Here is a 24,792-nt window from a genome sequence, read left to right as displayed (position 1 = left end):
GCCCACCGCGGGCCCACGGGACCGACCGGTCCGCCGCGCGGACCACAGCAGGAGGTGTTCCCCGTGGCCACCCTTCACCGTCCGGCGACCTCCTACCGCCCCCACCGCCCGTACCGCTCCTACGCCCCGCGCGCCCCGCACCTCCTGCGGGTGGCACCGCCCCGTACCCGGCCGGCCCATCGGGCCCCGCCCGGCCGCACCCTCGCCCGTGACCTCGCGCTGCCGCTCGGCGCCCTGGGAACGGCGCTGCTGGTGACCGCCCTGATGCTGACCGGGGAGACAGCGCACGCCGCGGTCGCGCTCGCGGTCTTCGCCCTGCTGACGGCGGCCGTCTCCTCCTTCGCCCGCCCGGCCGCGGTGCCGTGGGTGGCCCTGGTGTCGTGGATGTTCTACGACGGCTTCGTGCTGAACCAGGGCTCCGACCTGGCCTTCAAGCCACAGGACCGGACGGGCCTGCTGGTCCTCGTGCTCGCCGGCGTCATGGGCGCGGGCTGCGCCGCCGCCGTACGGGGCGTCCGACGGCACTCGGCCGGGTGATCGTGGCCTGCCCGCTCACAGCCCGCTGACCGTGGCCTGCCCGCGCACGGCCGGCCCACCCCGGGCCCTCGCGGCCCTCACCACCGGCAACGCCCCCGGTGGTGGCGCCGGCAGCACGCCGCGTGCCGGTGCCGCCGGGCCGCCGCGGCCCGCCGCCGGCGGCCGGACGCGCCCAGGAACCCGAGGCCGATGCCCAGCATCCAGGTGTCCTTGGCCATCGGGATCCCGTCCTGGGTCGGCCGCAGACTTCCCTCCTGCCGCAAGCCCGGGACGCGCAGATACAGACCGACCAGCCCGCCGGAGAACCCGGTCAGCGCCAGTCCGGCCAGCCGGGTGGGGACGAACGGCGCCAGCAGCGCGCCACCGACCACGAGTTCCGACCAGGACAGGAGCCGGGTGAACCGCTCGGCGGGAACCCTGTCCAGGAACGGGTACGCCACACAGGCCATGCCGTGCACGGCCTCCGCGGTGGCCCGGTCAGCCCGCAGTTTCGTCAGCCCGGAATTCAGGATGAACGCACCGGTGGCGAGCCGGGGGGCCAGATCACGCGCTTCGGGCAGCTGCACCATGGGAGCCTCCAAGATCAGATCCTCGGCCCCTTCCACGAGCTTAGCCAGCGGGCAGGAGGGGTGCATCCGAGGTCACCGACGTGGTGCGGCCGAGGTCAGCGGCGTGGTGCAGCCGAGGTCACCGACGTGGTGCATCCGAGGTCACCGGCGTAGTGCGTCCGAGGCCAGCGGCGTGGTGCATCCAAGGCCAGCGGCGTGGTGCATCCGACGTCTCAGAGGCCTCAGACATCCCCGACGTCACAGCGCAGGCACGTCGTCCCACTGGTCGAGGATGTCGTCGGCCGAGTCGGGGCCGGGCTCCGGGCGGCCGCCGTCGAGGGGCTGCTCGGTCCAGATGATCTTTCCGTCCGGGGTGTAACGGGTGCCCCAGCGCTGGGCGAACTGGGCGACCAGGAAGAGGCCGCGGCCGCCCTCGTCCGTGGTGGCCGCCCGGCGCAGATGCGGGGAGGCGCTGGTGCCGTCGAAGACCTCGCAGATCAGCGCACGGTCGTAGAGCAGCCGCACCCGGATCGGCTGGGCCCCGTAGCGGATGGCGTTGGTGATCAGTTCGCTGAGGATCAGCTCGGTGGTGAACGAGAGCGCCGCCAGACCCCAGGACTCCAGCGTGCCCAGGCACGCCGACCGGATGCGCCCGACGGCCGCCGGATCGGAGGGCACCTCCCATTCGGCGACCCGGCCGGGGTCCAGCAACTGGGTACGGGCCACCAGCAGGGCGACGTCGTCACCGGGGTGTTCGGGCAGCATCGTGTCGAGGACCGCCGTACAGATCTGCTCCGGTGCGCGGTCCGCCGCCGTCGCCAGGGCCGTGCGCAGCACCTCCAGGCCGGTGCCGATATCGCGGTCGCGGCCTTCGAGCAGCCCGTCCGTGTAGAGCACCAGCCGGGAGCCTTCGCCCAGGGTGAGCTCGGTGACCTCCACCGGCTCGCTGCCGCCCAGCCCCAGCGGCGGGGAGACGGGCACCTCGGGGAACGACACGGTGCCGTCGGGGGCGATCACGGCCGGCCCCGGGTGGCCCGCCCTGGCCAGCGTGGCCCGGCCGCCGACCGGGTCGTAGATGGCGTACAGGCAGGTCGCGCCGGTGATGCCGGTCCGGCCCGGGTGCGCCGGCGCCCCCCGGCTGTCGCTGCCCGTGCCCGTGCCGGGGCCGCCCGGCCACGGTCCCTCGTTCCCGGCCTCGCCCCCGCCCGTCTCACCGGCGCCGGAGCCCGTCGCCGGTACCTCGTCGGTATCGATATGGGTGACGAGTTCGTCCAGGTGGTTGAGCAGCTCGTCGGGCGGCAGGTCGAGAGCGGAGAAGTTGTGGACCGCGGTGCGCAGCCGGCCCATGGTGGCGGCGGCGTGCAGACCGTGGCCGACGACATCGCCGACCACCAGCGCGACCCGGGCGCCGGGCAGGGAGATGACATCGAACCAGTCGCCGCCGACCCCGGCGTGCGCGGGGAGATAGCGGTGCGCCACCTCCAGGGCCGACTGCTCGGGGAGGGCCTGCGGCAGCAGACTGCGCTGCAGGGTGACGGCCGTGGTGTGCTCACGGGTGTAGCGGCGGGCGTTGTCGATCGCGACCGCGGCCCGCGCGGTCAGCTCCTCGGCGAAGGCCAGGTCCCCTTCCCCGAAGCCGCCGGAGGTCCTGCTCCGCCAGAAGCCGGCCAGTCCCAGCACCACGCCCCGCGCCTGCAGCGGTACCGCGATCAGCGACCGGATACCGGCGTCCAGCACCCGCTGGGTGCCTTCGGCGTCCTGGCGCCGCCACTCGTCCGACCTGCGCAGATCGTCCACCAGGACCGGCCGGCCGCTCGCCAGTGCCGTTGCCATCGGCGTGCCGGACACCGCCCTGAGCACCTGGCCCACCCGGTAGACCGCCGACTCGTCGCGGACCCCACGGACCGCCATCCGCCGCAGGTCGGTGCCCGCCCCGGCCGCCGGTTCATCGCCCCGCAGCACCGGTTCCAGCAGCTCGACGGTGGCCACATCGGCGAACCGGGGCACCGCGACCTCGGCCAGCTCCTCGGCGGTGCGCCCCACCTCCAGCGTGGTGCCGATCCGCAGCCCCGCGTCGTAGATCAGCTTCAGCCGCTCCTGGGCCAGGCCCGCCCGGCCGGCCAGGGCCCGCAGTTCGGTGGTGTCCCGCAGCGTCACCACGGTCCCGGCGGGTCCGCCGTGGGGGGCGGTCGGCCGGACGCTGACCCCGATCAGCCCGTCGCCCGCCAGCAGCACCTCATCGGTCGCCTCCCGCCCCGAGGCCAACAGCGCTTTCAGTCGTGGTTCCAGAGCCAGGTCAGCGACCGGGCGCCGCTCCGCGTCCGGGGGCAGCCCGAGCAGCCGCCGGGCCTCGTCGTTGGCGAGCAGCAGCCGCCCGTCGCTGCCGATGATCAGTACGCCCTCCCGTACGGCGTGCAGCACCGCGTCGTGGTGCTCGTACATCCGCCGCAGGTCGGCCGGATACAGCCCGTGCGTCTGCCGCCGCTGCCGACGGCTCACCCATACCGCCCCGCCGGCGGCCACCAGCAGTCCGCCGGCAAGGGCGCCGAGCACCATCGGCAACTGGTCCACCACCGGCTCGCCCGGCCGCTGGACGCGGATCCCGGCAGGCACGGACCCGACGGGCACGATCCCGGCGGCCGGTGCGGCACCGGAGGCCTGACGCGGTGCCTGCGCCCGGGGCCGCGGCAGCGCGGTGGGGTCGCGGGATGTCATGGCGGCGAGGGTTCCCGGCGCAGTGGCGAAGGCGGCGGCCCCTGCGAGGGAGCGCTGACGGACCTCCTGCCTGCTCGCGCCCTCCGCCGGACGGACGGGAGCCACGACGGCCGCGATGACCAGCAGCACCGCGATGAGCACCGCGAGGGCGAGCGGCAGCACGCCCACCCGGCCCGCCGCGCCGTGCATGGTCAGCAGCGAGCGGAGCCGTTGTCCCGGGGAGCGTGGTGACGGCTGCGAACCGTCACCCTCTCGCCCGAAAATTTCCGTCATGACCCATGTCTAGCATTGTGCTCCCTCGCCGGGTTCCCGGCCGTGTCGCCCCGTGCGCCGTCCGCGGAGCCCGCCCCACGTTGTTGATCAGTGCGCAGCCCTCCTTCCCGGGCCGCGCACACCGCTCGGGCGGCAGCGCACCGTCCGTGTCACCTTCCTCCCTTCCTCCATCCCCCCATTTCCGACTCTCCGGCCCCGGGCCGCATGTTGCGGAGCGATGTATCGCCCCGTCACCTGTCATTGGTGTGTGCAAAGGTGTGGCTCATGGGAACAGCACCGGACGGGCGGCCGATTCCGCCCCTGCAGGCCGATGAACGCGCCACGCTGGAAGGCTGGTTGGACTTCCATCGCGCCACGCTCCCGCTGAAGTGCGAGGGACTGGACGACGACCAGGTCCGCCGCGCTTCGGTGACCCCGTCGTCCATGACGCTGCTGGGCCTCGTCCAGCACCTGGCGGAGGTCGAACGCAACTGGTTCCAGCGGGTGTTCGCCGGCCAGGACGTCCCGCCGGTCCACGAGGCGGGCAACGCGGACGGCTTCACCCCGGACCCGGACCGCGGTATCGACGAGGCGCTGGCCCGCTGGCGCGCGGAAGTCGCCCGGAGCCGCGAACTGACCGCCGCCGCCTCGCTGGACGACACCGGCAGCCTCTCGGAACAGGAGGCCGGTCTCGCCGGCGGCCAGGGGGTTTCGCTGCGCTGGATCCTGGTCCACATGATCGAGGAGTACGCCCGCCACAACGGCCATGCGGATTTGCTCAGGGAGAGCATCGACGGCGTCACGGGGGTCTGAGGGCCGCCGGGCGCTTCGTGCGCACACATCTCGGCCGGTCCGTCGTCCCGGCCGGCCCGTCGGGAACCGGCCGGCTCGCGCGAGGCGCGCTGAAGGATCAGACGGTGAGGGCGAGTTTGCCTGGGAGGTGATGGCCGTCGCGCATCCGGTGCGCGTCGGCTACGCGCTCGAAGGGGAACGTCTCCTGCACGTGGACCCGGAGCTTGCCCTGTTCGGCGAGTGCGACGAGACCTCGCAGGGCGACCGGACCGGGACCGACCGCGATGCCGCTGAAACGCATGCCGGCCGCCTGGTAGGCCGGCATCTCCCGCAAGATGCTCGCCCAGACGCTCCGTCGGCTTGAGGCACACGGACTCATCCGCCGCCACGCCTGCGCCGAGGTGCCGCCCCGCGTCGGGCAGGAGCTCACCCCGCTCGGGATGCCGCTGATCGATCCGGTCCACATGCTGACCGAGCGGGCGAGGGCGAACGGCGACGCAGTGCTCGAAGCGCTCGACACCGGCCCCGAGCCGGTCGCCCCCAGCGACTGAGGCTCCGCTCGGGACGGCCCCTCCAAAACCACCTCACGAACGACTCGGTTCGTTGAGAACGACTCGATTGAGTGAGACGGGACACCTGAGACGGGCCGGGCGCTTTGCCGGTTTTCGTATCCCTGGTCCTCTCCGGTTTGCTGAAACCTTCCTGCTGTCAGGTTGTCCAAGAAGAACCACTGGGGGAAGAGGGGCATCCGTGGAATTGCCGACTCCCTTTGATGTGTGCTGAATCGGCGCGCGGTCGTCGAAAACCCGAGTTTTCGCCAAGCGCTCGTACCGCATCCGCGTCGGGCGGCAATGCGTCCGATACGTCCGCGTGCGCGGCCTGACCTTGGCGTCGTCCATGGAGAAGGGGCCGGGACGGGTGAGCCACGGTGCCTCGTGGGCGGGGATGGCAGGCGAAAGGGGGACGAGTGCAGCGGGAGTGCGGGCGCTCTACCTGGCAGTTCGATATCTACCTATGAGTACCGTCAATATGGCGCGATTACCTCCCCCGTGAGCGTCACTCTGCGACTATCAACGACAGTGGAAATCAGGCCATCCGGAATGCCGTGGGGGGAATGGCCATGGGGCTGCTCGGTGATGAGCTGGCGTTCGCGCGTGCTCTGACGGTCCAGGAAAACGAGAGCGTAATGGCCCTCGGAAATCGGAAGCGCTATGCGGCCGATGCTCATCTTCTGACCGAAGGTGACCGCTCCAGTCATGTAATGATCGTGCTTGCGGGCTGGGTGACCGTTTCCGTGGTGACGGACCGCGGTGCCACCCGGCTGATACTCGGTCTGCGCGGCCCCGGTGAACTCCTCGGAGAAATGGCCGCGTTGGACAGCCACCCGCGCAGCGCCACCGTACGGGCCCTGGGCCCCATGGAGGCCCAGGTCATATCCGGCGACGCGTTCCGTCGCTTTCTCGCCCTGCACCCCCGCGTCAGCGGTCTGGTGATACGCCAGCTCACCTTCCGGCTCCGCAGTGCCGACCAGGAGCGGTCCGCACTCGCCTCGCTCACCGTGTTGCAGCGCTTGGCCGCCCGGCTCACCGAACTCTCCCGGGCCGAACCCGCCGGCCCCTACGCGCCTTCTCTCCCGGGCCCTTCGCCCGTGGGAACCGTCGTCCATCTGGCTCAGGACGAACTCGCCGCCACCGTCGGGGCCACCCGCGAAGCCGTCGCCAAGGCCCTGCGGCTGCTGCGTACCCAGCAGGTCGTACGCACGGGAAACCGGATGGTGGAAATTCTCGACCCCGCCCTGCTCGCCCTCCTCGCGGGCGGCCATCAGGAGTGAGAGCCACGCCCGGCCGTGTGTAAACGGCTACAGACGGCCTTGGTCCCGGGCCCGAAGCTGAGGGGGACAGCGAGCGGACAGGACAGGGGGCACGAAGTGGACGACGGCACGGTGGATGTCGCCGAAGCACGCTACGAGTTGGTGATCAGCGTCGACGCCCGGCGTTCCGGTGAGTACGACGATGTGGACAAGCCGCGGATGCGCGCCCGGATCTACCGGGTCCTGGAAGCGGCGTTCACCCATGCCAAGGTCGCGCGGGACGCCGTCCACATGGAGGACCGCGGCGATGGGGTGCTGCTGTCGGTGGCCGGCTGGATCGCCGTGACCCGGCTGCTCGGCCTGTGGATGGTCGAGGTGCACGAGAGCCTGCGGGACGAGAACCGCGCCCTGCGCGTCCCCCTGGGTCTGCGGGTGGGCATGCACGTCGGTCCGGTCCGGCACGACGGCCGGGGCATCAGCGGGCGCGCGGTGGACCTCGCCTGCCGGCTGGCGGATTCTCCCGTCGCCAGGCAGCTGCTGGACGCCGAACGGGCCGACCTCGTGCTGGTGGTCTCGGAGTCGCTGTACGAGGACGTGGTCAGCAGCGGCGGCAAGTTCATCGAGCCCGCGCGCTACTCCCCGGCCCGCCTGGAGCTCAAGGAGGGCGCGGTCACCGCGTGGTTCCACCTCCCGGGGCGGCCCGCTCCGGCGGTCCCGCTCGGTGATCCGCCGCCGGCCGGTACGGCGGCACCCGGGAGGGGGGAGGCGGCGGCCGAGGCCGCCGGAGCGGACGTCCCGGACGACGACATGGACGAGGACACGGACCAGGACGAGGACGGCCGGTCCGGTACCCCCGGCGTCCGCTACACCGTGCACGGCGACATGTCCCAGCACCGGGACAACGTGTACCAGCAGCCCGTGCACATCGGGCGGATCACCGGTGGCGCCGGGCCGCGGAAGGACTGAGGCACGTGGCCGAGGAACAGCAGCAGGCGGACGCTTCCCCGGGACCCGCACCCCGGAAGCCGGCCAAAGGCCCCGCTCCCGAAGCGGGCAACAAGGCCAGGGGCGGGGACGGCGACGACCGGCCGCGTGCCGAAGAAGGAGCGGCGGACGGCGGGGACGCCGCGGACGGCGAGGCGGCGGAGAAGGAGAACGAACGGGAGCGCGCCGCGGGGCGGTTCAGGGAGCACACCCGCGATCCGCTCGCCGAGACGGAGGGCGAGGACGGCCCCACCGATCTCGCCGCCGCCTCGCGGGCCCGCCGCTCCACCCGGATGCTGTTCGACACCGGCCGGGATCTGAACAGCTTCGACCGTTCGTATATCCAGAGCGCCCATATCGGCGATATCCATCTGCGGATGGACGCCCGCCAGCCCAACGCGGGGATGCGCAGCGGGCCGGTTCCCGACGAGGAGCTGACCCGGCTCCGCCGGCTCCATGTGGAACCGAAGGGGTACGTACAGCTGCGCAATGCGCTCCAGGCCCGCCGGCTGCTGGTGCTCGGTGCCGCGCCCGGTACCGGACGGACCAGCACCGCCCTCTCGCTCCTCGACGAGGTCACCGATCGGGGGGAGAGCGACCAGGGCGCGGAGACCGGGACGGGCTCCCGGGTGCGGCGGGTCGATCCGGACGTACGGGGGCTGGCCGGCTCGCTGGAGGAACGGCGCGGCACCGGGTACCTGCTGGAGCTCTCCCTCGCCGGCCCCGGTGCGCTGCCGCCGGACGAGATGGACCTGGACGGGCTGGCCGCGGCCCTGGGCGAGCGCGCCTCGTTCGCGGTGATCGTCGTGACCGTCGGATCGGCGGCGAACCCGCTGCTGGCCGGCCGGTACGGGATGCGCTGCCCGCCCGTGCCCACGCAGGAACTGCTCACCACCAGGCTGCGGGAACGACTGGAGGACCGCCTCGGCACGGCGCGGGCCGGCACACCGGACGGCGGGCCCCGGGTGGCGGAGCTGCTGAGCGGGGCCGAGCAGCTGGCAGCGGGGAAAGCGGTCAAGGACGCCGTCGGGCTGCAGGAACTGCGGCCCGCCGAGGCTGAGTTGGTCGCCTCGCTGCTGGCCGGGCATCTGCTGGGTGACGTCTCGTACGAGGAACTGCTGTCCGGATGCCGGAGCCTGGCCGCGGACCAGGCCCGGGAATGGTTCGCCGGCGTGGACCGGGCCTTGGCCGCCCTCCCGTCCGGCACGGAGCCGGGCGCGGGGCGGCCGGGTACGGCTGCCCTCTTCCACCCGGTGGCGTTCCGTATCGCGCTCGCCGTACTGGGCGGGGCCTCGCGCAGTGTCGTGGCCACCGCCGCACACCTGCTGACCTGGGAACTTTCCGTACAGAGCGATCCGGACAACACGCCCGCACGCCCGCTGTTCTGTGACGACCCGGACTCCGATCTGGCACTCTCGCGTGCCGAGGCGACCGACGGCACGGTCGAGGTGGCCGGCACCGAGGTGGGTGCCCAGCTGATCTGGTACCAGGGTTCCGCCCTGCCCGCCGCGGTGCTGACCGAGATCTGGGACCGGCACTTCCCCGTCAGGGCGCCGGTCGTCCGGTGGCTGCGGCTGCTGGCGGACGACCCCCGCCCGCAGGTGTGGATGCGCGCCGCGGTTGCCGCCGGGGAGCTGTGCGTACGGGACTTCGACCACGGCTACGCCGAGCTGATCCGGCCGCTCGCCGAGGCGGCCACGCCACGCCGCAGGATCTTCGCGGCCACCACGCTGGACCAGGCGGCCGGCCACGCCACGCATCGCAAGGCGGTGTGCAAGCTCGTCGACGACTGGAGCAGGTACGGGACGAAGCCGCTCCGCTGGACCGCGGCGATGGCGCTGGGCTACGGCAACGCCGCCGCCACGATGGACGACGCCCTGGACGCCCTGGCCCGGATCGGGGTGCGCGACAACGGGGACCAGCTGGCGGCCGCCTCGTTCAACGTCGTACGGCTGCTGGCCCTCCCGGACGGTGCGCAGGTGCTGCGGCGGATGTCCGACTGGACCCACCATCCACGCGAGGCGTACCAGGACCTCGGTCTGGTGACCACCGTCCGGCTCGCCGTGACCTCCGTGGACGAGGTGCTGAACGACGAGCCCGGCTCCCCGCTGGCGGACCGCGGGGACTGGCCGCTGCCGCTGGCGCTCGCCGCCACCCGGCCCGAACTCGTCCGCCCCATGGCGGACTTGATGTGGACGGCGCTCAACACCCCACGGTCGCAGGAGGTGGCGATGGACGCGCTGGAAGCCTTGCTGCGCTCCGCCGTGCGCAGGGGTGGCGGGCAGTGGACCCAGCCGGGTCTGGCGGCACTGCTGCCCGCGCTGATGACACAGGAGCACGACCGGCGGCGGCTGGACTGGCTGCTGCGCCGCATGATGCACGATCCGGAAAATCCGCTCCCCGACGCGCAGGCGCGCTCCTTGTGGTGGCTCGCCGTCCCGCCGCGGGAGAGGACGGGCGAGGAGGAGAGGGATGGCTGAGCACGAGGGCGAGGCGCCGTACGGGGACGCGGATCAGGGCGCGGGGCCGGCGGGCCCGTTCCTGCGGGAGTACACACCCGTGGGCCCGTTCCGGCAGACGAGTGCCCGGACGGCCTCGGTGCTGTTCTACCGGAACGGCGGCTACAGCGTGGCCACCGTCTCCGGTATCCAGCACTACGACAAGCGGGCGCTGGCCCGGCCGCACACCATTTGCGAGATCGCGCTCGGCACCTTCGAGACCACGCTCCAGATGGAGCTGCCGGCCGCCGGCGGCACCACGTTCTTCAAGGCCGAGGTGGACATCCACTGGGCCGTCAGCGACCCCCATCTGGTCGCGACCGAGGTCGTCACCGATGTCGCCAAACGGCTCACCGCCCCGACGCTGGAGCGGCTGCGCGAGGTCTCCGCGGAATTCCCGGTGACCCAGGCCGAACAGGCCGACCGCGCCATCACCCGTACCTGCGCCAGCGGGCGCTGGGACGACCTGGGCGCCGAACTCGGCCTGCGGGTACGGCTGTACGTCCGTCTGAGGGTGGACGACCGGACCATCCACCACATGGACGGCATCCGCGACGCGCACGCCTCGGCCGAGCTGACCCGGGTGCACCAGAACAAGTTCCGGGCGATGCTGCAGGGCGGGGAGCTGGACCAGCTCAGCTACATGCTGGCGGCCGAACCCGAGGCCGCCAAGGACTTCTTGGAGAAGATCCGGCAGGAGGGCAGGCAGGACGAGAAGGAACGCGTCGACCGGCTCTTCGACATGGTCGACAGCGGCCAGATCCACTCCAGCGACGTGGAGTCGCAGGCGCTGGCTCTTCTCAACCGGGGCCGGCAGCACGTCCAGGGGCCCATCGGCTCACTGCCCGCCCGCCGGGACACCCCGCAGCTGGAGACGCCCGAGCCGTTCACCCCGGACTGGGTGGCCGGCGAACCGGCCTCCCGGGCCGGGGGCCGGGCCCCCCTGACCAAGGAGGAGGACGCCGAACCGGAGCCGCCCCGCCGCCGGAGCCGCAGCCGGGACGACGGATGGTCCTGGGCGGAGGAGGACTGATGGCTGCCGACGGGGGCGCACACACCTCCCCCGATCCGGTCGTGCCGGTGCCGGACGGGGGTCTGCACGGGCACGGCCGGACGGGGGAACGCATCGCGGAACGACTGCTGCTCACGGTCCGGGAAGACCTCGGCCGGGCCGACTCGAAGGCGGCGGTGCTGCTCTCGGGGGCGCTGGCACTGCCCGCGTTCCTGATCGGGCGGCACGGCACGCCCGAATGGCACGGGCCCGCCGACCTCACGCTGGTGGTCGCGGGTGTGCTCTGGGCGGTCGCGGTGACCGCGCTGGTCCGGGTGCTCATGCCGCGTACCACCACGCTCCGCAGGGGGAGCGGGGTGACGTTCTTCGGCGACCTGCTGGCCCCCCACGACCTCGCGCGGCTGTCCGCCGAGCTCGCCGAGGCAGGGCGTGATCCGGCCGGGTGGCTGCTCGTCCAGGCCGTGGACGTCAGCTCGATCCTGGCCGCCAAATACCGGGCCATCCGCTGGGGAGTGGGCGCACTGGCCCCTTCGGCAGCACTGGCCCTGGCCTGGGGCCTGACCGCGCGCTGACCCGCGGCCGGCCCGCGCCGTCGACGGCGGCGCACCACTACGCACATGACGCAGAGACGAAATAAGGGGACGGCCGTGGGAGCAGTCAGGGGAAAACGGCAGGAAAGAAGGGACTGGGTACGCCGCGCTGCGGTCTGTGCACTGGGCGGCGCCGCGGTGCTCGTGTCCCTGCTGGCACCCGCCGGTGCTGATCCGGTGCCGGCGGCGGCGTCCAAGCCGGCCTTCGCCTCCGTCAACTACGCCGTCGCGGTGGACGAGTCCGCCAGTCTCGCGCCCGCGGACATGAAGGCGGAAAAGGCCGCCGCCGCCCGGATCGCGCTGGGCGACGTCTCCTCGTCCTCCCATGTCACGGTCTTCGGATTCGCCGCCGCCGAATCCGGCGACCAGCGGGCCGTGGACCCGGTGTGCCCGCGGACCACGCTGGACGCGGCGGGACGCGAGTCGATCGGCGGGTGCGTCGGCAAGCTGCGCAGCCGGAAGAAGAGCGAGGGCACCGGCACCGACTTCCCGAGTGCGATACGTCAGGGAGTGCACGAACTCAGCACAGGCACCGACCCGTCGGTGCCCAGGGTGCTGTTCCTGCTCACCGACGGGGAGATGGACGTCACCGGCAGCCCCCAGTACGGCGATGCCGCGCACCGCGAGGCCGAGGGCAGGCAGCAGCTGGACCGGGAGCTCAAGAACGCCGCCGCACAAGGGGTCCAGATCTGGCCGCTGGGCTTCGGACCCGCTCCCGACAAGGCGCAGCTCGACCGGATGGCCGCGGGCGGATACCAGAAGGGCTGCGTCGAACTGCCCTCCGCCCGCCCGACGGCCGGCAAGGTCTCCGGGGCGAAGGACGTCGGCCCGATGCTGGAGAAGGCCTTCGCCGCCGCCCATTGCCTGCGCTACCAGCCGGGAACCAGCGAACGGCCCCCCGCCACCCTGGAGATCGGCATCTCGCCGCTGGCGACCGTGGGCAGCATCGTGGTCGACAAGAGCGACCCCGCGGTGACGGTCACCTACCTCGACCCCAGCGGCCACAAGGTCCCCACCTCGGGGACGTACCGGAAATCGCGATTCGAGCTGGCGGGCGCCGGTGACACGGTCGAGGCGCTGAAGATCACCGACCCGGTGCCCGGCGTCTGGAAGGTGAAGGCCGAGGCCCCCGAAGGACACCGCTCCCTTCCGGTCGGCGTCAGCGTGCTGTGGCAGGGCGAGCTGCGCGGCGCCCTCACCATGAACCCGCCGTCGCCACAGGCGGGACAGCAGGCCACGGTGACCATGCGCCTGCAGACCCGCGAGGGCTACGAGATCAAGGACCCGCACGACTACGCCGGGCTGCGGGTCCGCAGTGAGCTGACCGGTGACGGTTTCGCCCCGCAGACGCTGCGGCTCACCGACGACGGGAAGGGGCCCGACCCCCGGGGGAGCGATGGCTCCTTCACCGGTTCCGTGAAGATCCCGAAGAGCGCCACCGGGGCACTGAAGGTGAGCGGCACGCTGACGGCCTCGGGGCTGAGCGCCGACACACGCAGCGAGAGCGGCCAGATCGCGCCCGGAGTGCTGCCCGTCACCACGGCACTCACCCTGCCTCCGGCGGACGTCCACCCCGGCGGCACGGTCACCGGGAACCTGGCCGTGCACAACACCAGCGGTACCCGGCACACCCTGCGGCTGTCCGTCGCCGACGTCCAACCCGGGCTGCTCTCCGTCAGCCCGGACCGGATCGAGCTGAAGCCCGGCGAGTCCGGGACCCGGAAGGTGACGGTCGAAGTGGCCCCCGAAGGCGTCTTCGGCGACCGCCTCGACGACGACGGCCTGCGGCTCGGCGGCACCGTCACGGTCGTCGACACCACCGACCACGACCGGACGCTGGTGCGGTCCCCGCTCTCCGTGCCGGTGACGCCGGAGCCCGGCATCTGGGCGAAGTACTGGTGGGCGTTCCTGTCCGCCGCCGCACTGATCGCGCTCGCCGCCGGGGCGGCCCTCGCCTGGCTGCGGCAACGCCGCATCCGCCGGGACCCGTTCGGCCTGGTGCTGCAACTGGTCTCCGAGGACGGTGACATCGTCGCGGAACACCCGGCCGGGCACGGGCACAAGCAGTGGTACGCCTTCGCCGTCGTCGAGCCGCACCGCAGCCCGCGCATCGAGCGGCGCAGCCACGGCCCGTACGCCGTCCAGCGCAGCCCCGAGGGCGGAGCGGTCCTGCGCAAGCGCGGCGGTGGGCGGACCCGGCTGCCTGCGCGGGGGCAGGTCCCGCTGACCGATGCGCTGAGCCTCTCCCTCGGCGAGGAGACCCGCAGCACGAAGGTCCGGCGGCCGCGGTCGGCCCGGTCACGGACCACCACGGCCGCCACCCCCGCGGCCGGCGAGGGCACAAGCGCGAGCACCTACGAGTCGTACCGGTGACGCGCGGGGCGGGCCGGCGCCTCACCGGCCCGCGGGCGCACACCGCCTCACGGCCACCGGGCCGCGAGGAATCCACAGACGTACCGAGGACGAACCGGCCGCCGATACGGCCGCATGCGGGAGGGAACCCATGAAGATCTTCCAGCCGATGCTCTTCGTCGGCCTGGGCGGCACCGGCGGCCTGGTCGGTGCCGAACTCGAACGCAAGCTGCGCGCCGAGCTGTGCGGCCCGGACGGCGTCGCACTCAGCCACCTCAGCGGCCACGCCCCCTACCAGCTGCCCGACTGCCTCCAGTTCGTGTACGCGGACTACAGCGAGTCCGACCTGCAGCGGCTGCCCCAGTTCAATGTGGACCCGTCGCTGCGCGCCGCGTACGCCCGTACCTCCCGGGCGACCCACAACCTGCTGCCGAACTTCGACAGTTCACCGGAGGTGACCAAGATGCTGCGGGCGAGCCTGCGGGACGAGGTCTCCGGCTGGCTGCCGCCGCGCATCGACGAGCCGAAGGTCACCCCGCTCCACAACGGCGCGGGGCAACTGCCCACCGTCGGGCGCGCCGCCCTGTTCGCCACGCTCCGGCACAGCCTCGCGCCGGTGCTGGAACCCCTCCTCCAGGCGATCGACGCGATTGCCAAATCGGCCGGGGAGCTGAGCGAGCTCGGCGGCGGCAAGGTCAACGGCTGCGATGTGTTCGTCGCCTTCTCGGTCGCGGGAGGCACCGGCGCCGGGATCTTCCTGGACTACCTGCACTTGATCAACCACGCCTTCCACCTGCGCCGCTTCGACGGGGTGAAGATCTACCCGCTGGTCGTGATGCCGTCCTCGTTCTCCTCCGCCGCCGGCGGCGGACGGGAGGCGGAGCTCAACTCGGCGCGTGCTCTGGTCGACCTGTTCCGGCTGGTGGACGGGCAGAACGCGCCGACGGAGGGGGCGGAGATCGGCGACCTGGACCACGACTCCGGTCTGGGCATCCGCTACCCGGGCACGCCACCGGTCCGGCTGCGGACCGGCATCCTGCCCACCGCGTTCCTGTTCAGCCCGACCGCGGGCATCCGCCAGGACGACCTGCGCCGCTCCATCGTCTCCCTGGTGATGTCACTGATCGGCACCGAGCTGGGCGACGGCCGCTCCCGGGGCCGGACGACCGCGGCCGACGACGACTACCAGACGTTCGCCGCGAGCTTCATCAACCGGGGGGTGCACCGCAGCGCCATGTCCCCCACCGGCATCGGCCGGCAGGGGGTCTCCACCAGCCTGGTGGCCTCCATGACCGCCCCCATGGACCAGCTGGCCGACCTGGTGGCCGGCCGGCTGCTGCGGGAGGCGGTCACCGATCTGGTGGAGCGGCCGCGTACCGCGCTGCGGGACACCGCGGTGCCGATGATCCGGCAGTTGTTCGCCGACTCCCATCTCGAAGAGCTCTGGGAACGCCCGCAGTTGCCCGTACCGGAGCCCGACCCGCTGCCGCGCGGCAGCCGGGCCATCGAGCAGGCGCTCGGCGAACGCATCGCGGACATGCAGCGGCTGCTGTCCGACCTCCAGTCCATCGCCGACCGGCAGACCTCCTCGATGGCCGACCGGTTCGCCCCGCGCCCCGCCATCGACAAACTCCTCCAGACCGTGGACCCCTTCCTCGCCGAACGCGTCGTGCGGGGCGTCCCGGACAGCGACGAACCGATCGTCCGGGCCGGGTTCCTGGGCATGCTCAACAGCCGCTCCGTCGCCCCCCAACGCCCGCCGGGGGTGACCGAGCAGCCGCCCAAGACCCCCCGGATCAAGGGCCGGATGGCCGGTATGTCGCCGGCCCGCTGGGGCGACGACGACGTGCAGGCGGCCCTCCAGGAGCAGGACACCTGGTACCAGTGGCGCAGCCGGATCCTGTGGCACGAGGCCTGGCGGGAGCAGCAGCAGCGCTGGCAGCCCCAGGCGGACGCGGCCGGGACCGACCTCGGGCGTCTGGTCAACGCCTTCCGCAAACACTGCGACCAGGAGCGCAAGGTGTCCGCGCAGAAGGGCCTCGAACTGTACGAGGACCGCACCGGGATCTCCTATCTGCTGCCACCGCAGCGCACCCTCAACCACTTCTACGAGGACCTGGTCACCCGGCTGATCCGCCGGGAGGGGCTGCGCGACCACGACGACGAGGCCACGCTCCTGCTCAAGATGGTCGACGGGGACACCTGGCGCACGGTCCACTCGCTCAGCCGCCGCAGCCCCGACAGCGCGGTGGCCGTCGTCAAGGCGCAGCTGGAAGGCCGCATCACGCGCCTGTTCGCCGAGGGCGGCGAACACCTGGAGGAGCGCCCGCTGCTGCCGTCCATGAGCACCCTGCTGGCCGCCGCCGCGGGCGACGCGGACGCCACCGACCACGTCAGCAAGGAGGCGCTGGACCTGTTCGGCCGCAAACTGACCGGGCTGCTGCCGGTGGGCTTCACCCCGGAGGGCACCGGACCGCTGCGGGTCCTGGTCACGCATCCGCGCGTGCAGGCCGTGGATGAGGTGCAGGAGTATCTGGGCAAGGCGCTGCGGCTGCCCTCCGACGCCAAGAACTCCGTGGAGTACCGGGGGGTGGAGAGCGATTCGATCACCGTGGTCCTCTTCCGCAGCGAGATGAGCCTCACCCAGGTGCCCGAGGCCCGCAAGGTGCTGCGCCAGTGGGCCAGGGCGAAGGACTCCGAGCAGGCCCAGGACGTGCTGCGGTGGCGTCAGCGGCTCGGGTTCCGGGACAGCTGGATGGTCAGCAGCGAGGAGGACCGCCGCGCCATCCTCCACCGGCTGCTGTGCTGCATGTGGAACGGCCAGGTGGACGTGGTGGACGGCGACTCGGCATCGCCGGACCGCGTACGGCTGAGGCTGTTCCCCGAGACGGGCGACAACGTGCCCGGCGTCCGGCTGCGGCTCGGTGACTTCCCCGGCGGCGTGTCGAGCTGGGCGGAGCTGCTGCGCGCGTACGAACGCTGGACCGTCCTCGACGACGAACGGATCGTCGAGGACTACTGCCGCGAACTGATGGGGGCTCAGCCGCTGGGTCTCGCCAGGAGCGGCAGCGCACCGCACCCGCTCTTCGTCGAACTGGTCGAGAAGATCGCCCCGCGCCAGCTGGAACTGCTGGCGGACCGCCGGGAGCGCGGCGGCGAGCGGGTCGAGGGCTGGGTGCGGCCGCTGTGGGAGTTCTGGGCGGAGACGCTGCCGGCCGCTCTGGACACCGAGTTCGGGGACCAGCGTGCCGTCCAGCCGACCCTGCGCACGCTGCTGGAGCACGTACGCGGCGGAACGCCGAAGCCGCGCGTCCGCAAGGCGCTGTCGGAACCCCGGCGTGCCGTCCCCGAGGACGACGACTGGGGCACCGCACCGCGCGCCGCTGCCGGCGCGTACCAGGGCGGCCGCGAGGAGCGTGCGCGGCGCGCTGCGGTGGACGACCACGACGACGGGTACGGCGCGACACACGGCGACGGCGCGACGTACGGCGACGGCGCGACGTACGGCGACGGCGAGACGTACGACGACGAGACCCGGCGCTCCTCCGGGGAACGGGACCGCCTCAACGGGCACGCGGGCGGCGCCGGCCGGCCGTGGGCGCCCTGGGACGACCCCGGCACCGCCCGCCCGGACGGCGGCACCGACGACCGCGGCGGCGACCGCGCACGCCGCAACCCCTGGGACGGTGATGCGGAGTGACCACCCCTGAGGACATCGGCGCCGTCATCCACCTGGACCTGCGCACCGGGGCGGCGGAACTCGGCACCGCCCCGGCCCTGCGGGCCGCGGTCGCCCGGCAGTTGGGCCGGGCCGGCCTCCCGGAACCCGACCACCCGCTGTTCCTGGTGGTCGACACCCCCGCCGGACTGGCCGGCCACCAGCAGCAGTACGAACTGCTCACCACCTACCGGGCCGTGGGCGAGGTCAGGATCCTGGTCCTCCTGGTGGGCAGCGCACCCGGTACGTATGACGGTGCGGACGAGGTCCTGCAGCCGGACCGCAGGCTGGTACGGCCGGCGGTGCTGCGGGCTTCGGGGACCGCCCTGCTGTGGGCGGGCGATCTGCGCTCCGCCCGTACGGCGCTGGAACAGCCCGCGCCCGATGCCCCGGAGGCGCTGGCGGTCCTGGTGGACCTGCTGTCGGTCCCGGATGTCTTCCTGCGGGTGCTCGACGACTTCGGGTCGCTGCCCGACACCGTCGCCGCCCCCGGGGTGCGGCTGCTGGAGCAGGACCTGCCGCCGGAGGTGCGCGACCGGGCCTGGCGCGACGCGCTCGCCCGGTTCGCCGGCGAGGACACCGAACTCGCCCCGGATCTGCCGGTGGCCGCCTGGACAACCGCTGATCTGCCGGAGCCGCTGCGGGGACTGGCGGCGGGCCGGACCGGCCGCGACCTGCGCCACCGCGAGGCGGGCGGAACGGCGGACGCCGCGTACGCCGCGTGCGCGGCGGCCCTGGACGACGCCGAGGAGTCGCTGGCCGGGCTGCGTTCCGTCCCCGGACTGCTGAGGGCTTCCCGCAGGGAGGCGTTCGAGGCGGACCTCGACCAGGCGCGCCAGGCGCTGGGCGACTACCGGAGCCTGGTCGGCACGGCTCTGCACAGCGGTGGCTCCGGCACGGTGCCGTCCGCCGCCGAAACGGCGGCCCGGCTCGCGGCCCTCGGTCTGCGGGTGCCCTCGGCCGAGGGCGTGGGCGAGCGGATCGGCGAGGGCCTGCGGGAGTTCGCCGGGCGGCTGCTGGGCCAGGGGCTCGCCCTGCGCGCGGTGGCCCAGCGCTTCACCGGGCTGGCCGGCCGGGTGGAGCCGGTGCCGGGTTCGGTGCTGCTGCCGAAGCTCGCCGAGCACTCCGCCGAGGCGGTGGCCCGGCGGTCCGGGGCGGGCAGCGGGCCGGTGCCGGGAGCGGTGGCCGGACCGTCGGCGGCGGCCGCGGCGGGGCTGCTCGGCGGGTTGTGGCAAGGACCGTACATGGGGCTGGCGATCGCTGTCCCGCTGGTGTTCTTCGGCCTGGCGGCGTTCGGCGCATCCCGGCTGCGGGGCACCGGGCATCCGGGGCGCTGGGCCACGGGGCCCCGGGCCGCAGCACTCGGCGGTGCCGCTGCCGGAGAGCTCGTGGCGTACGCGACCGAGCCTCCGCTCTGGCTGAGCGCTCCCGCTCTGGTGGTGGCTCTCGGCCTCGCGGTGGAGACGGCACGACGGCTCTGGCGTGCGGCGTCCGGCTGCCTGGCCACGGTCCACGGGACCGCCGCGCTGCGCCAGGCCCTGAGCGGGCTCGATGCGCTGCTGGCCGAGGCGGTCCGTGAGCACTGGGCCGCGGACGAACGCCTCTACTGCGCCGACGCGGCCCGGTCCGTCGCCGGCATGCTGCGCGCGACGGCCGCCGCCGCGGACGCCGAGGCGGCGGCCGGCCCCGAGCGGCAACCGGCCACCGCCGCGTCCGGTGCCACCGAGCCGCCGGACGGGGACGACTGGCTGTCCAGCGCCTCGGCCCTGGAGACGGACGTCCTCGCCGCATCCGACGACGAGGACAGCGACTGGGCGAGCGTGTACGCCTGGGAGGACGGGCCCGCCTGGGAGGAGGCCTCCGCCGAGCAGAACGCGGCCCGGCCCGCCGACCCGTGGGAGGACGGCACCGCCCGGGCTCCGCGCTGGCTGGACCGTGAGAGCGGCGAGGGCGGGCCGGAGCTGGTGGCCACGCTCGCCGGTGATCTGACGGACGCCGCCCTGGTCGCGATGGCCCCCTACTGGGGGGCCGTCGAGCGCGGCCAGGCCGGCGCCCTCGCCCTGCGGCGCACCGAGGACCGGGTCCGCGAGCTGCTGTCGACGGCCCGTCGGCACCTCCAGCGCAACGGGGTGACGGCCCCGCCCCCGTTCGCCGCCGCACACCGGATCCGCGCCACCTCGGCGAACCTCCTGGGGACCGACCCGCAGCGGGTGGCCGAGCTGGTCGGCGCCGAGCCCGAACGGCAGGCCGTGGTGCAGCTGTCCTCGCCCGAACAGGGCACCCTGCTCAGTCGCGACCCGGCGGCGGCGGTGTGGATCAGATTCGCACCGGAGGCCGTACGCGGCGAGGTCGAGAAGGCCTGGCGGACGAGCGGTGCGGCCTGGCCCCAGGGGACGCTGTGGACGTCGTCGGGACGGTACGCCGGGCTGATCCGGGTCACCCCGCTGCGGATGGGAGTGGTGGACACCGTCCGGCCCCGCGAGAGCCCCGCACCTGACGGTGCGGACACGTACGACCGAAGGGACGGTGACCGCTGGTGACCGGCAGCCCGCACTCCCCCCTGGCGGAGCCGGACAGTTCGCGGCGGACCACACTGGCCTTCACCGTCCCCTCGGGACGGCGCCGCATCGCCCCCGTCCGCTTCGGCCGCGAATCCCGCCGTGATCCGCTGCTGCCCCAGCGGATCCGCAACGGCCTGCTCGACGACGAGGGGCAGCAGGTCGTCCAGGTGCGGCTGACCGCCGCCGACGCGGCGAACCCGGCGGCGCGGGCACTGCTGGACGCCGAGACGGGCACCGCCCTGCACCTGCACCGGGTGCTCGTCGACACGGAGTACGCGACGCTCTTCCCGCGGATCGTCGGCTACGAACTGGACACCGCCGAGCCGTACTTGCTGTACGCCGCACCGCGCGGCACCGCCGCCGTGCGCACTCATGTGATGTCCGCGACCGACCAGCGGGTCCTCGCCCGCGATCTGATGCTGGCGCTGTGCCTGCTGGATGGCCAGGGCCTGGTGTTACGTGGCATCTCACCCGCCACCGTGCTCTGGGACGGCACCTCGCTCCAGCTCTGGGGGCTGGAAGGGGTGGCCCGCACCGGACGGCCCAGGACCCGGTGGGGCCGGGCGCCCTACTGCCCGCCCGAACAGCGCCGGGGCGAAGGCCTCGTCGACTCCAGGGACGCGGTGTGGAGCGCGGCCCAGGTGCTCTACCAGCTGGTGACCGGCCGGCCCGGCCCCAGCGACCGGGCGCCCGCCGACCTCGGCCGGCACCGGGTGCTCGCCGAGACGCTGCGGGGCGCGTTCGCCCCGCTGGCGGCCGGCCGGCCGACGCCCGCCCGGCTGCTCGACCTCCTGGCCCCGGGTGCCGCCCGGCGCCTCGCGCTCTCCGTGCCGGCCGACGAGACGCGCCCGCACCGGGAGGCATTCGCGCACGCGCTGGGCCTCAAGCGGCAGGCGCCCGCCACCGCACCCGGCGACGGGTCCGGAGCACCGGCCGGGAGAAGCAACGGCGAAGTCCTCTGCCCGTACTGCCTGGAGACCATCCAGCTCGACCTCACGTCGCTGTTCGTCACCGACAGCAAGATGCAGTACCAGGCCCTGGACCCCTCGGGCATCAGCAACCCCTTGCGGCGCCAGGACATCATGCGCGGTGCCGTCCAGAAGTGCACGGCGGACCCGGACTTCCCCGAGCACTTCATCCCGGTGCCCTACCTCACCTACGGCCGCCCCCTGACCGTCGCGATGGTCGGCCAGTCCTCCACCGGCAAGAGCCACCTGCTGACCCAGATGATCGCGGAGATCACGGACGGCGGCCTGGAGCCGTTCGGCCTCCAGTGGCAGTCCGTCAACCCGGAGCAGCACGCCCGGTTCGTACGGGAACGGGTGCAGCCGCTGCGCAACGGCAAGGTCCTCGACCACACCGGCGGCCTCGGCCTGGACGGCTTCGCCCGCTTCGTGGAGTCCCTGTTGCTCACCGATGCGCGCGGGCAGGTGCGTCCGGTCGCCTTCTTCGACCTCGGCGGCGAGGACCTGGTACGCACCGACGCGGCGCTGCGCTTCCTGCTGGGCGTCGACGCCATGGTCTTCGTCGTCGACCCGGCGCTGGCCCTCCCGCTGCCGCACCTCGACCACGCCAGGGAACGCTGGGGCCTGGAGGTGAACCGGGACGGCGACCTCGCCTTCGGCACCGTCCTGGACCGCCTGCCGAAGAACGGCCCGTATCTGGACGTGGCGGCCGCCATGGTGCTCGGCAAGGCCGACCTGCTGCGGTTCCAGCCACCCGTCGACCGCTGGCTGGGCGAGGCGCCGCCCACCGCGCTCGATGCCGCCCGGATACGCGAGGAAAGCCGGGACGTCTACGGGCTGCTGCGCCACCACGCCGGCCAGGCATGGCTGCGCCCGTTCGACACGATCCGCCGCTGCACCCTGCATATCGCGTCGGCCACCGGCGGCCAGGAGGAACACGGCCGTTATCCGGCGGGAGCGGGGCCTTTGCGGGTGCTGGAGCCGCTGCTGTCCCTGCTGGCCATGCACGGGCTGGTCGAAGTGGACGGCGGCGCCGAGGAGTTCGCCGTGGGGCCGGTACCCGCGAGGGAAGCGGAACCGTCACCCGGAGCCAGGGGAGCAGGGGGAGAGGAAGCGAAGTGAGCGACTTCCAGGAGCGGAGGCCACCGGCCGACAGGGGCGGACCGGGCAGTGGTGGGCCGGGCGGTGGTGGGCCGGGCGGTGGCGCAGCCGCGGGGCCGGTGCACCAGGTGGTCTTCCGGTGGGACGGCAACCAGGGCCGCCAGGACACCGGCATGAAGGCCGTCGCCCACTCCTGCTCCGCCGGGCGCGCCGATCAACTGGGCAGAGAACTCGGCCCGTTGCTGTGGGTGTCCGGTGCGGCGGCCCAGCGGCAGAGCGTCGTACGCACGCTGTCCCGCGACGGTGAGGTCATGCTCGTCCAGCGCTGGCCCACCACCGACCGCGGCGGACGGCCCAGCACGGTCAGCCATGTCCTGGTCGGTGACCCACGGGCGCTCAAGACCCGTCAGTGCCTCGGCCTCTCCCACGGCGGCTGGGGCAACCGGGAGTCAGCGGAGCGGGCCGCCGGTCGGCTGCGCCCGGTGGAGTGCGGGCAGCTTGACGCGGTGGCCCGGCGGCGGCTGCCGGGGATGCAGGAGCTGTTGCCGACGGTCCAGCACGCGCTGATCCTGGTCACCGCGGAGTGGCTGCGCGACCCGGCACGGCGGGTGTCGCTGCTCACGGACGAGGAGAAGCTGCCCGGCTGGCCGGGCCGGGACGCGGCGCCGCTGGTGTACCTGGGGCTGTTCCTGCTGTTCGGTTCCTGGCTCGGCCAGGAGTGGACGTACGCCACGTACGACACGGCCGACACCCATCAGCTGCGTCTGATGTGCGTCCCGCGCTGGGAACCGGACGCGGGCGGGTCGGGGCCGCTGGCCCGGATCGCGGGCCACCCGCCGGCCGACCTCCGGTTCGAGCACAGGGCGGCGGCCCGGCTGGTGAGCCACCTCCTGGCCCACCCGGCGGACGGTCCCGGTGTGCCGCAGCTGGCCGACGCGCTGAAGGACGGCGCGGCGCTGGGGTGGCCGCAGCGGCGCAGCCTGCTGAAGGAGATCCTGGACACCGGCCCCCGGACCGGCCCCCGCACCGCCGCGGCCCCGCACCGCCTCCCGTCCCCGGAGCTGCCGTCCCCGGAGCTCCCGTCCTCGGAACTGCCGTCCTCGGAGCTGCCGTCCTCGGAGCTGCCGTCCTCGGAGCTCCCGTCCCCGGAACTCCCGTCTCCGGAAGACGAACCGGCCCGGTCCCCGGTCGCCCGGCCCGTCGCCCCGCAGCCGGAGCCCGCACCCGCGCCGGTACCCCCTACGCCGACGCTCACCCCCGTCTCTCCTCCGCCGGCCCTCACGCCGGAGCCCTCACCGGAGCCCGCACCCACGCCTGCACCCCCCACTCCGCTCCCGGTCCGGACGCCCGCCCACCGGCCGGCAACGCTCGGTACCGGACAGGCGGCAGCCCCCGAAGCGTCCGCGCTCCACGAGGACCTGCGTGCCCCTCAGCGCAGGAACGCCCAGCAACGCGGCCTGCTGAGGGAGCGGCTGCGCACGCACTCCGACGGCCTGCTCCTGGACGAACTGCGCTCCACCGATCTGCCGGCGGACTCCCTGGATCTGCTGCTGCACGAGCTGGGCGACGACGACCGCGTCCGGGGGCGAGAGACGAAGATGCGGCACGAGCTGTGTGCCGAAGTGCTCCGCCACGGACTGTACTTCGAGCCGAACGGGCAGGGTGCACAGACCCTTTCGAGGACGGCCATGGCCAGCCGGGCGGCCGACCTCTTCACCTGGGCCGTCGCCCCTCTGGCCCGGGACGAACGCTACCGGCGTGACCTGCAGGAGCTCTTGCACCGTATGTGCCGGGACCGTCACCCCACCGCGGGCAACTGGCTCTGGCAGAGCATCATCACACCGGCGAACGGCCTGCCCCCCGACCTGCCTCCCGTCCTGTGGCAGCAGATCCTGCGCGATGTGATCGGCCAGAGTGCTGCTCCGCGTACGGCTCCCTCCACGTCCCACGCCGCTTCCCCCGCCGCCCTGGTGGCCACCACGTCCACCGAGCCCTCCGCGACCGTGCCGGATCCGCCCACCGTCGGGGCCCGGCTCTCCGACCTGGCGACCAACCCGGGCTGCGTGGTGGGAACCGGAATCGGAGTGATGGCCGTACTCATCGCGATCCTGCTGATCTTCGTGTGACGCAGCGTCCGGCCGGAAAAAGGTTGGCGCCCCGGCTCCCCGCTCCCGTAGGCTCCGTGCCGCAAGCCGCTGAATGCGAGTGCACCTTCGCGTGCACTTTCGCGGGAACTTTCGCGAGAACAGGAGGTGAGGACCGTGATGACTGTCATTGCGCCGGGCGCTGCCCGGAACCGGAAGCTCATCCATCCCACCCCTGTGGTCTCCGGCTGACCGACCTTTCTTCTTCTCGCG

15 protein-coding genes and 2 pseudogenes are annotated in these 24,792 nt (G+C 73.3%); 13 read left to right on the top strand and 4 right to left on the bottom strand.

Annotated features, from left to right (window positions below):
• Positions 1-63: 63 nt before the first annotated feature.
• Positions 64-537, top strand: coding sequence for a DUF4118 domain-containing protein (locus ABZ851_RS28770; RefSeq protein ID WP_361133402.1), 474 nt, complete (start codon positions 64-66; stop codon positions 535-537).
• A gap of 77 nt (positions 538-614) precedes the next feature.
• On the opposite strand, the gene ABZ851_RS28765 is transcribed toward ABZ851_RS28770, so the two are convergent.
• Complete coding sequence (locus ABZ851_RS28765; protein ID WP_361133399.1) at positions 615-1,106, bottom strand: hypothetical protein; 492 nt, start codon at positions 1,104-1,106, stop codon at positions 615-617.
• Between the two features lie 237 nt (positions 1,107-1,343).
• Positions 1,344-3,989, bottom strand: a complete 2,646-nt coding sequence (locus tag ABZ851_RS28760; protein ID WP_361133614.1) for a SpoIIE family protein phosphatase — start codon at positions 3,987-3,989, stop codon at positions 1,344-1,346.
• Between the two features lie 348 nt (positions 3,990-4,337).
• On the opposite strand from ABZ851_RS28760, the gene ABZ851_RS28755 reads away from it, so the two are divergent.
• A complete protein-coding gene (locus ABZ851_RS28755; RefSeq protein WP_361133397.1) occupies positions 4,338-4,865 on the top strand; it encodes a DinB family protein in 528 nt (175 codons plus the stop codon).
• A gap of 97 nt (positions 4,866-4,962) precedes the next feature.
• Here the strand turns inward: ABZ851_RS28755 and ABZ851_RS28750 are convergent.
• Positions 4,963-5,154, bottom strand: a pseudogene (locus tag ABZ851_RS28750) (zinc-binding dehydrogenase); the annotation flags it as partial.
• 10 nt (positions 5,155-5,164) lie between these two features.
• On the opposite strand from ABZ851_RS28750, the pseudogene ABZ851_RS28745 reads away from it, so the two are divergent.
• Positions 5,165-5,395, top strand: a pseudogene (locus ABZ851_RS28745) (helix-turn-helix domain-containing protein); the annotation flags it as partial.
• Between the two features lie 473 nt (positions 5,396-5,868).
• On the opposite strand, the gene ABZ851_RS28740 reads toward ABZ851_RS28745, so the two are convergent.
• Entirely contained in the window at positions 5,869-6,102 is a 234-nt protein-coding gene (locus ABZ851_RS28740; RefSeq protein ID WP_361133634.1) for a hypothetical protein, read from the bottom strand.
• Between ABZ851_RS28740 and ABZ851_RS28735 the strand changes: the two genes are divergently transcribed.
• From ABZ851_RS28735 to ABZ851_RS28690, 10 genes are all read left to right on the top strand, one after another.
• Entirely contained in the window at positions 6,004-6,675 is a 672-nt protein-coding gene (locus ABZ851_RS28735; RefSeq protein WP_361133611.1) for a Crp/Fnr family transcriptional regulator, read from the top strand. The two genes, ABZ851_RS28740 and ABZ851_RS28735, sit on opposite strands and share 99 nt — an antisense overlap.
• Positions 6,676-6,771: 96 nt before the next feature.
• On the top strand, positions 6,772-7,620 hold the full coding sequence (locus ABZ851_RS28730; protein ID WP_361133394.1) for a hypothetical protein: 849 nt from the start codon (positions 6,772-6,774) through the stop codon (positions 7,618-7,620).
• A 5-nt stretch (positions 7,621-7,625) separates the two neighbouring features.
• Complete coding sequence (locus ABZ851_RS28725; RefSeq protein ID WP_361133391.1) at positions 7,626-10,118, top strand: hypothetical protein; 2,493 nt, start codon at positions 7,626-7,628, stop codon at positions 10,116-10,118.
• Positions 10,111-11,169 carry a hypothetical protein gene (locus ABZ851_RS28720; RefSeq protein WP_361133388.1) on the top strand — a complete coding sequence of 353 codons (1,059 nt, stop codon included), beginning with the start codon at positions 10,111-10,113 and terminating at the stop codon, positions 11,167-11,169. The genes ABZ851_RS28725 and ABZ851_RS28720 overlap by 8 nt, the downstream gene beginning before the upstream one ends.
• The gene (locus ABZ851_RS28715) at positions 11,169-11,720 is read left to right on the top strand and encodes a Pycsar system effector family protein (RefSeq protein WP_361133385.1); all 552 of its coding nucleotides are present in this window, start codon (positions 11,169-11,171) and stop codon (positions 11,718-11,720) included. The genes ABZ851_RS28720 and ABZ851_RS28715 overlap by 1 nt, the downstream gene beginning before the upstream one ends.
• Positions 11,721-11,795: 75 nt before the next feature.
• Positions 11,796-14,111 carry a VWA domain-containing protein gene (locus ABZ851_RS28710; protein ID WP_361133382.1) on the top strand — a complete coding sequence of 772 codons (2,316 nt, stop codon included), beginning with the start codon at positions 11,796-11,798 and terminating at the stop codon, positions 14,109-14,111.
• 130 nt (positions 14,112-14,241) lie between these two features.
• Entirely contained in the window at positions 14,242-17,790 is a 3,549-nt protein-coding gene (locus tag ABZ851_RS28705) for a tubulin-like doman-containing protein (protein WP_361133379.1), read from the top strand.
• Positions 17,787-20,348 (top strand): hypothetical protein, encoded by a 2,562-nt coding sequence (locus tag ABZ851_RS28700; RefSeq protein WP_361133376.1) that lies wholly within the window; start codon positions 17,787-17,789, stop codon positions 20,346-20,348. The genes ABZ851_RS28705 and ABZ851_RS28700 overlap by 4 nt, the downstream gene beginning before the upstream one ends.
• On the top strand, positions 20,345-22,456 hold the full coding sequence (locus ABZ851_RS28695; protein WP_361133373.1) for a hypothetical protein: 2,112 nt from the start codon (positions 20,345-20,347) through the stop codon (positions 22,454-22,456). Before ABZ851_RS28700 ends, ABZ851_RS28695 begins: the two co-directional genes overlap by 4 nt.
• Positions 22,453-24,561, top strand: a complete 2,109-nt coding sequence (locus ABZ851_RS28690) for a hypothetical protein (RefSeq protein ID WP_361133370.1) — start codon at positions 22,453-22,455, stop codon at positions 24,559-24,561. Before ABZ851_RS28695 ends, ABZ851_RS28690 begins: the two co-directional genes overlap by 4 nt.
• Positions 24,562-24,792: the final 231 nt, after the last annotated feature.

The organism is Streptomyces sp. NPDC047049 (genome assembly GCF_040643995.1).
In the GTDB taxonomy this organism is placed as follows: domain Bacteria; phylum Actinomycetota; class Actinomycetes; order Streptomycetales; family Streptomycetaceae; genus Streptomyces; species Streptomyces mooreae.
Note: the sequence above shows the minus strand (reverse complement) of the source record. Positions and strands in the feature narration are given on the sequence as shown.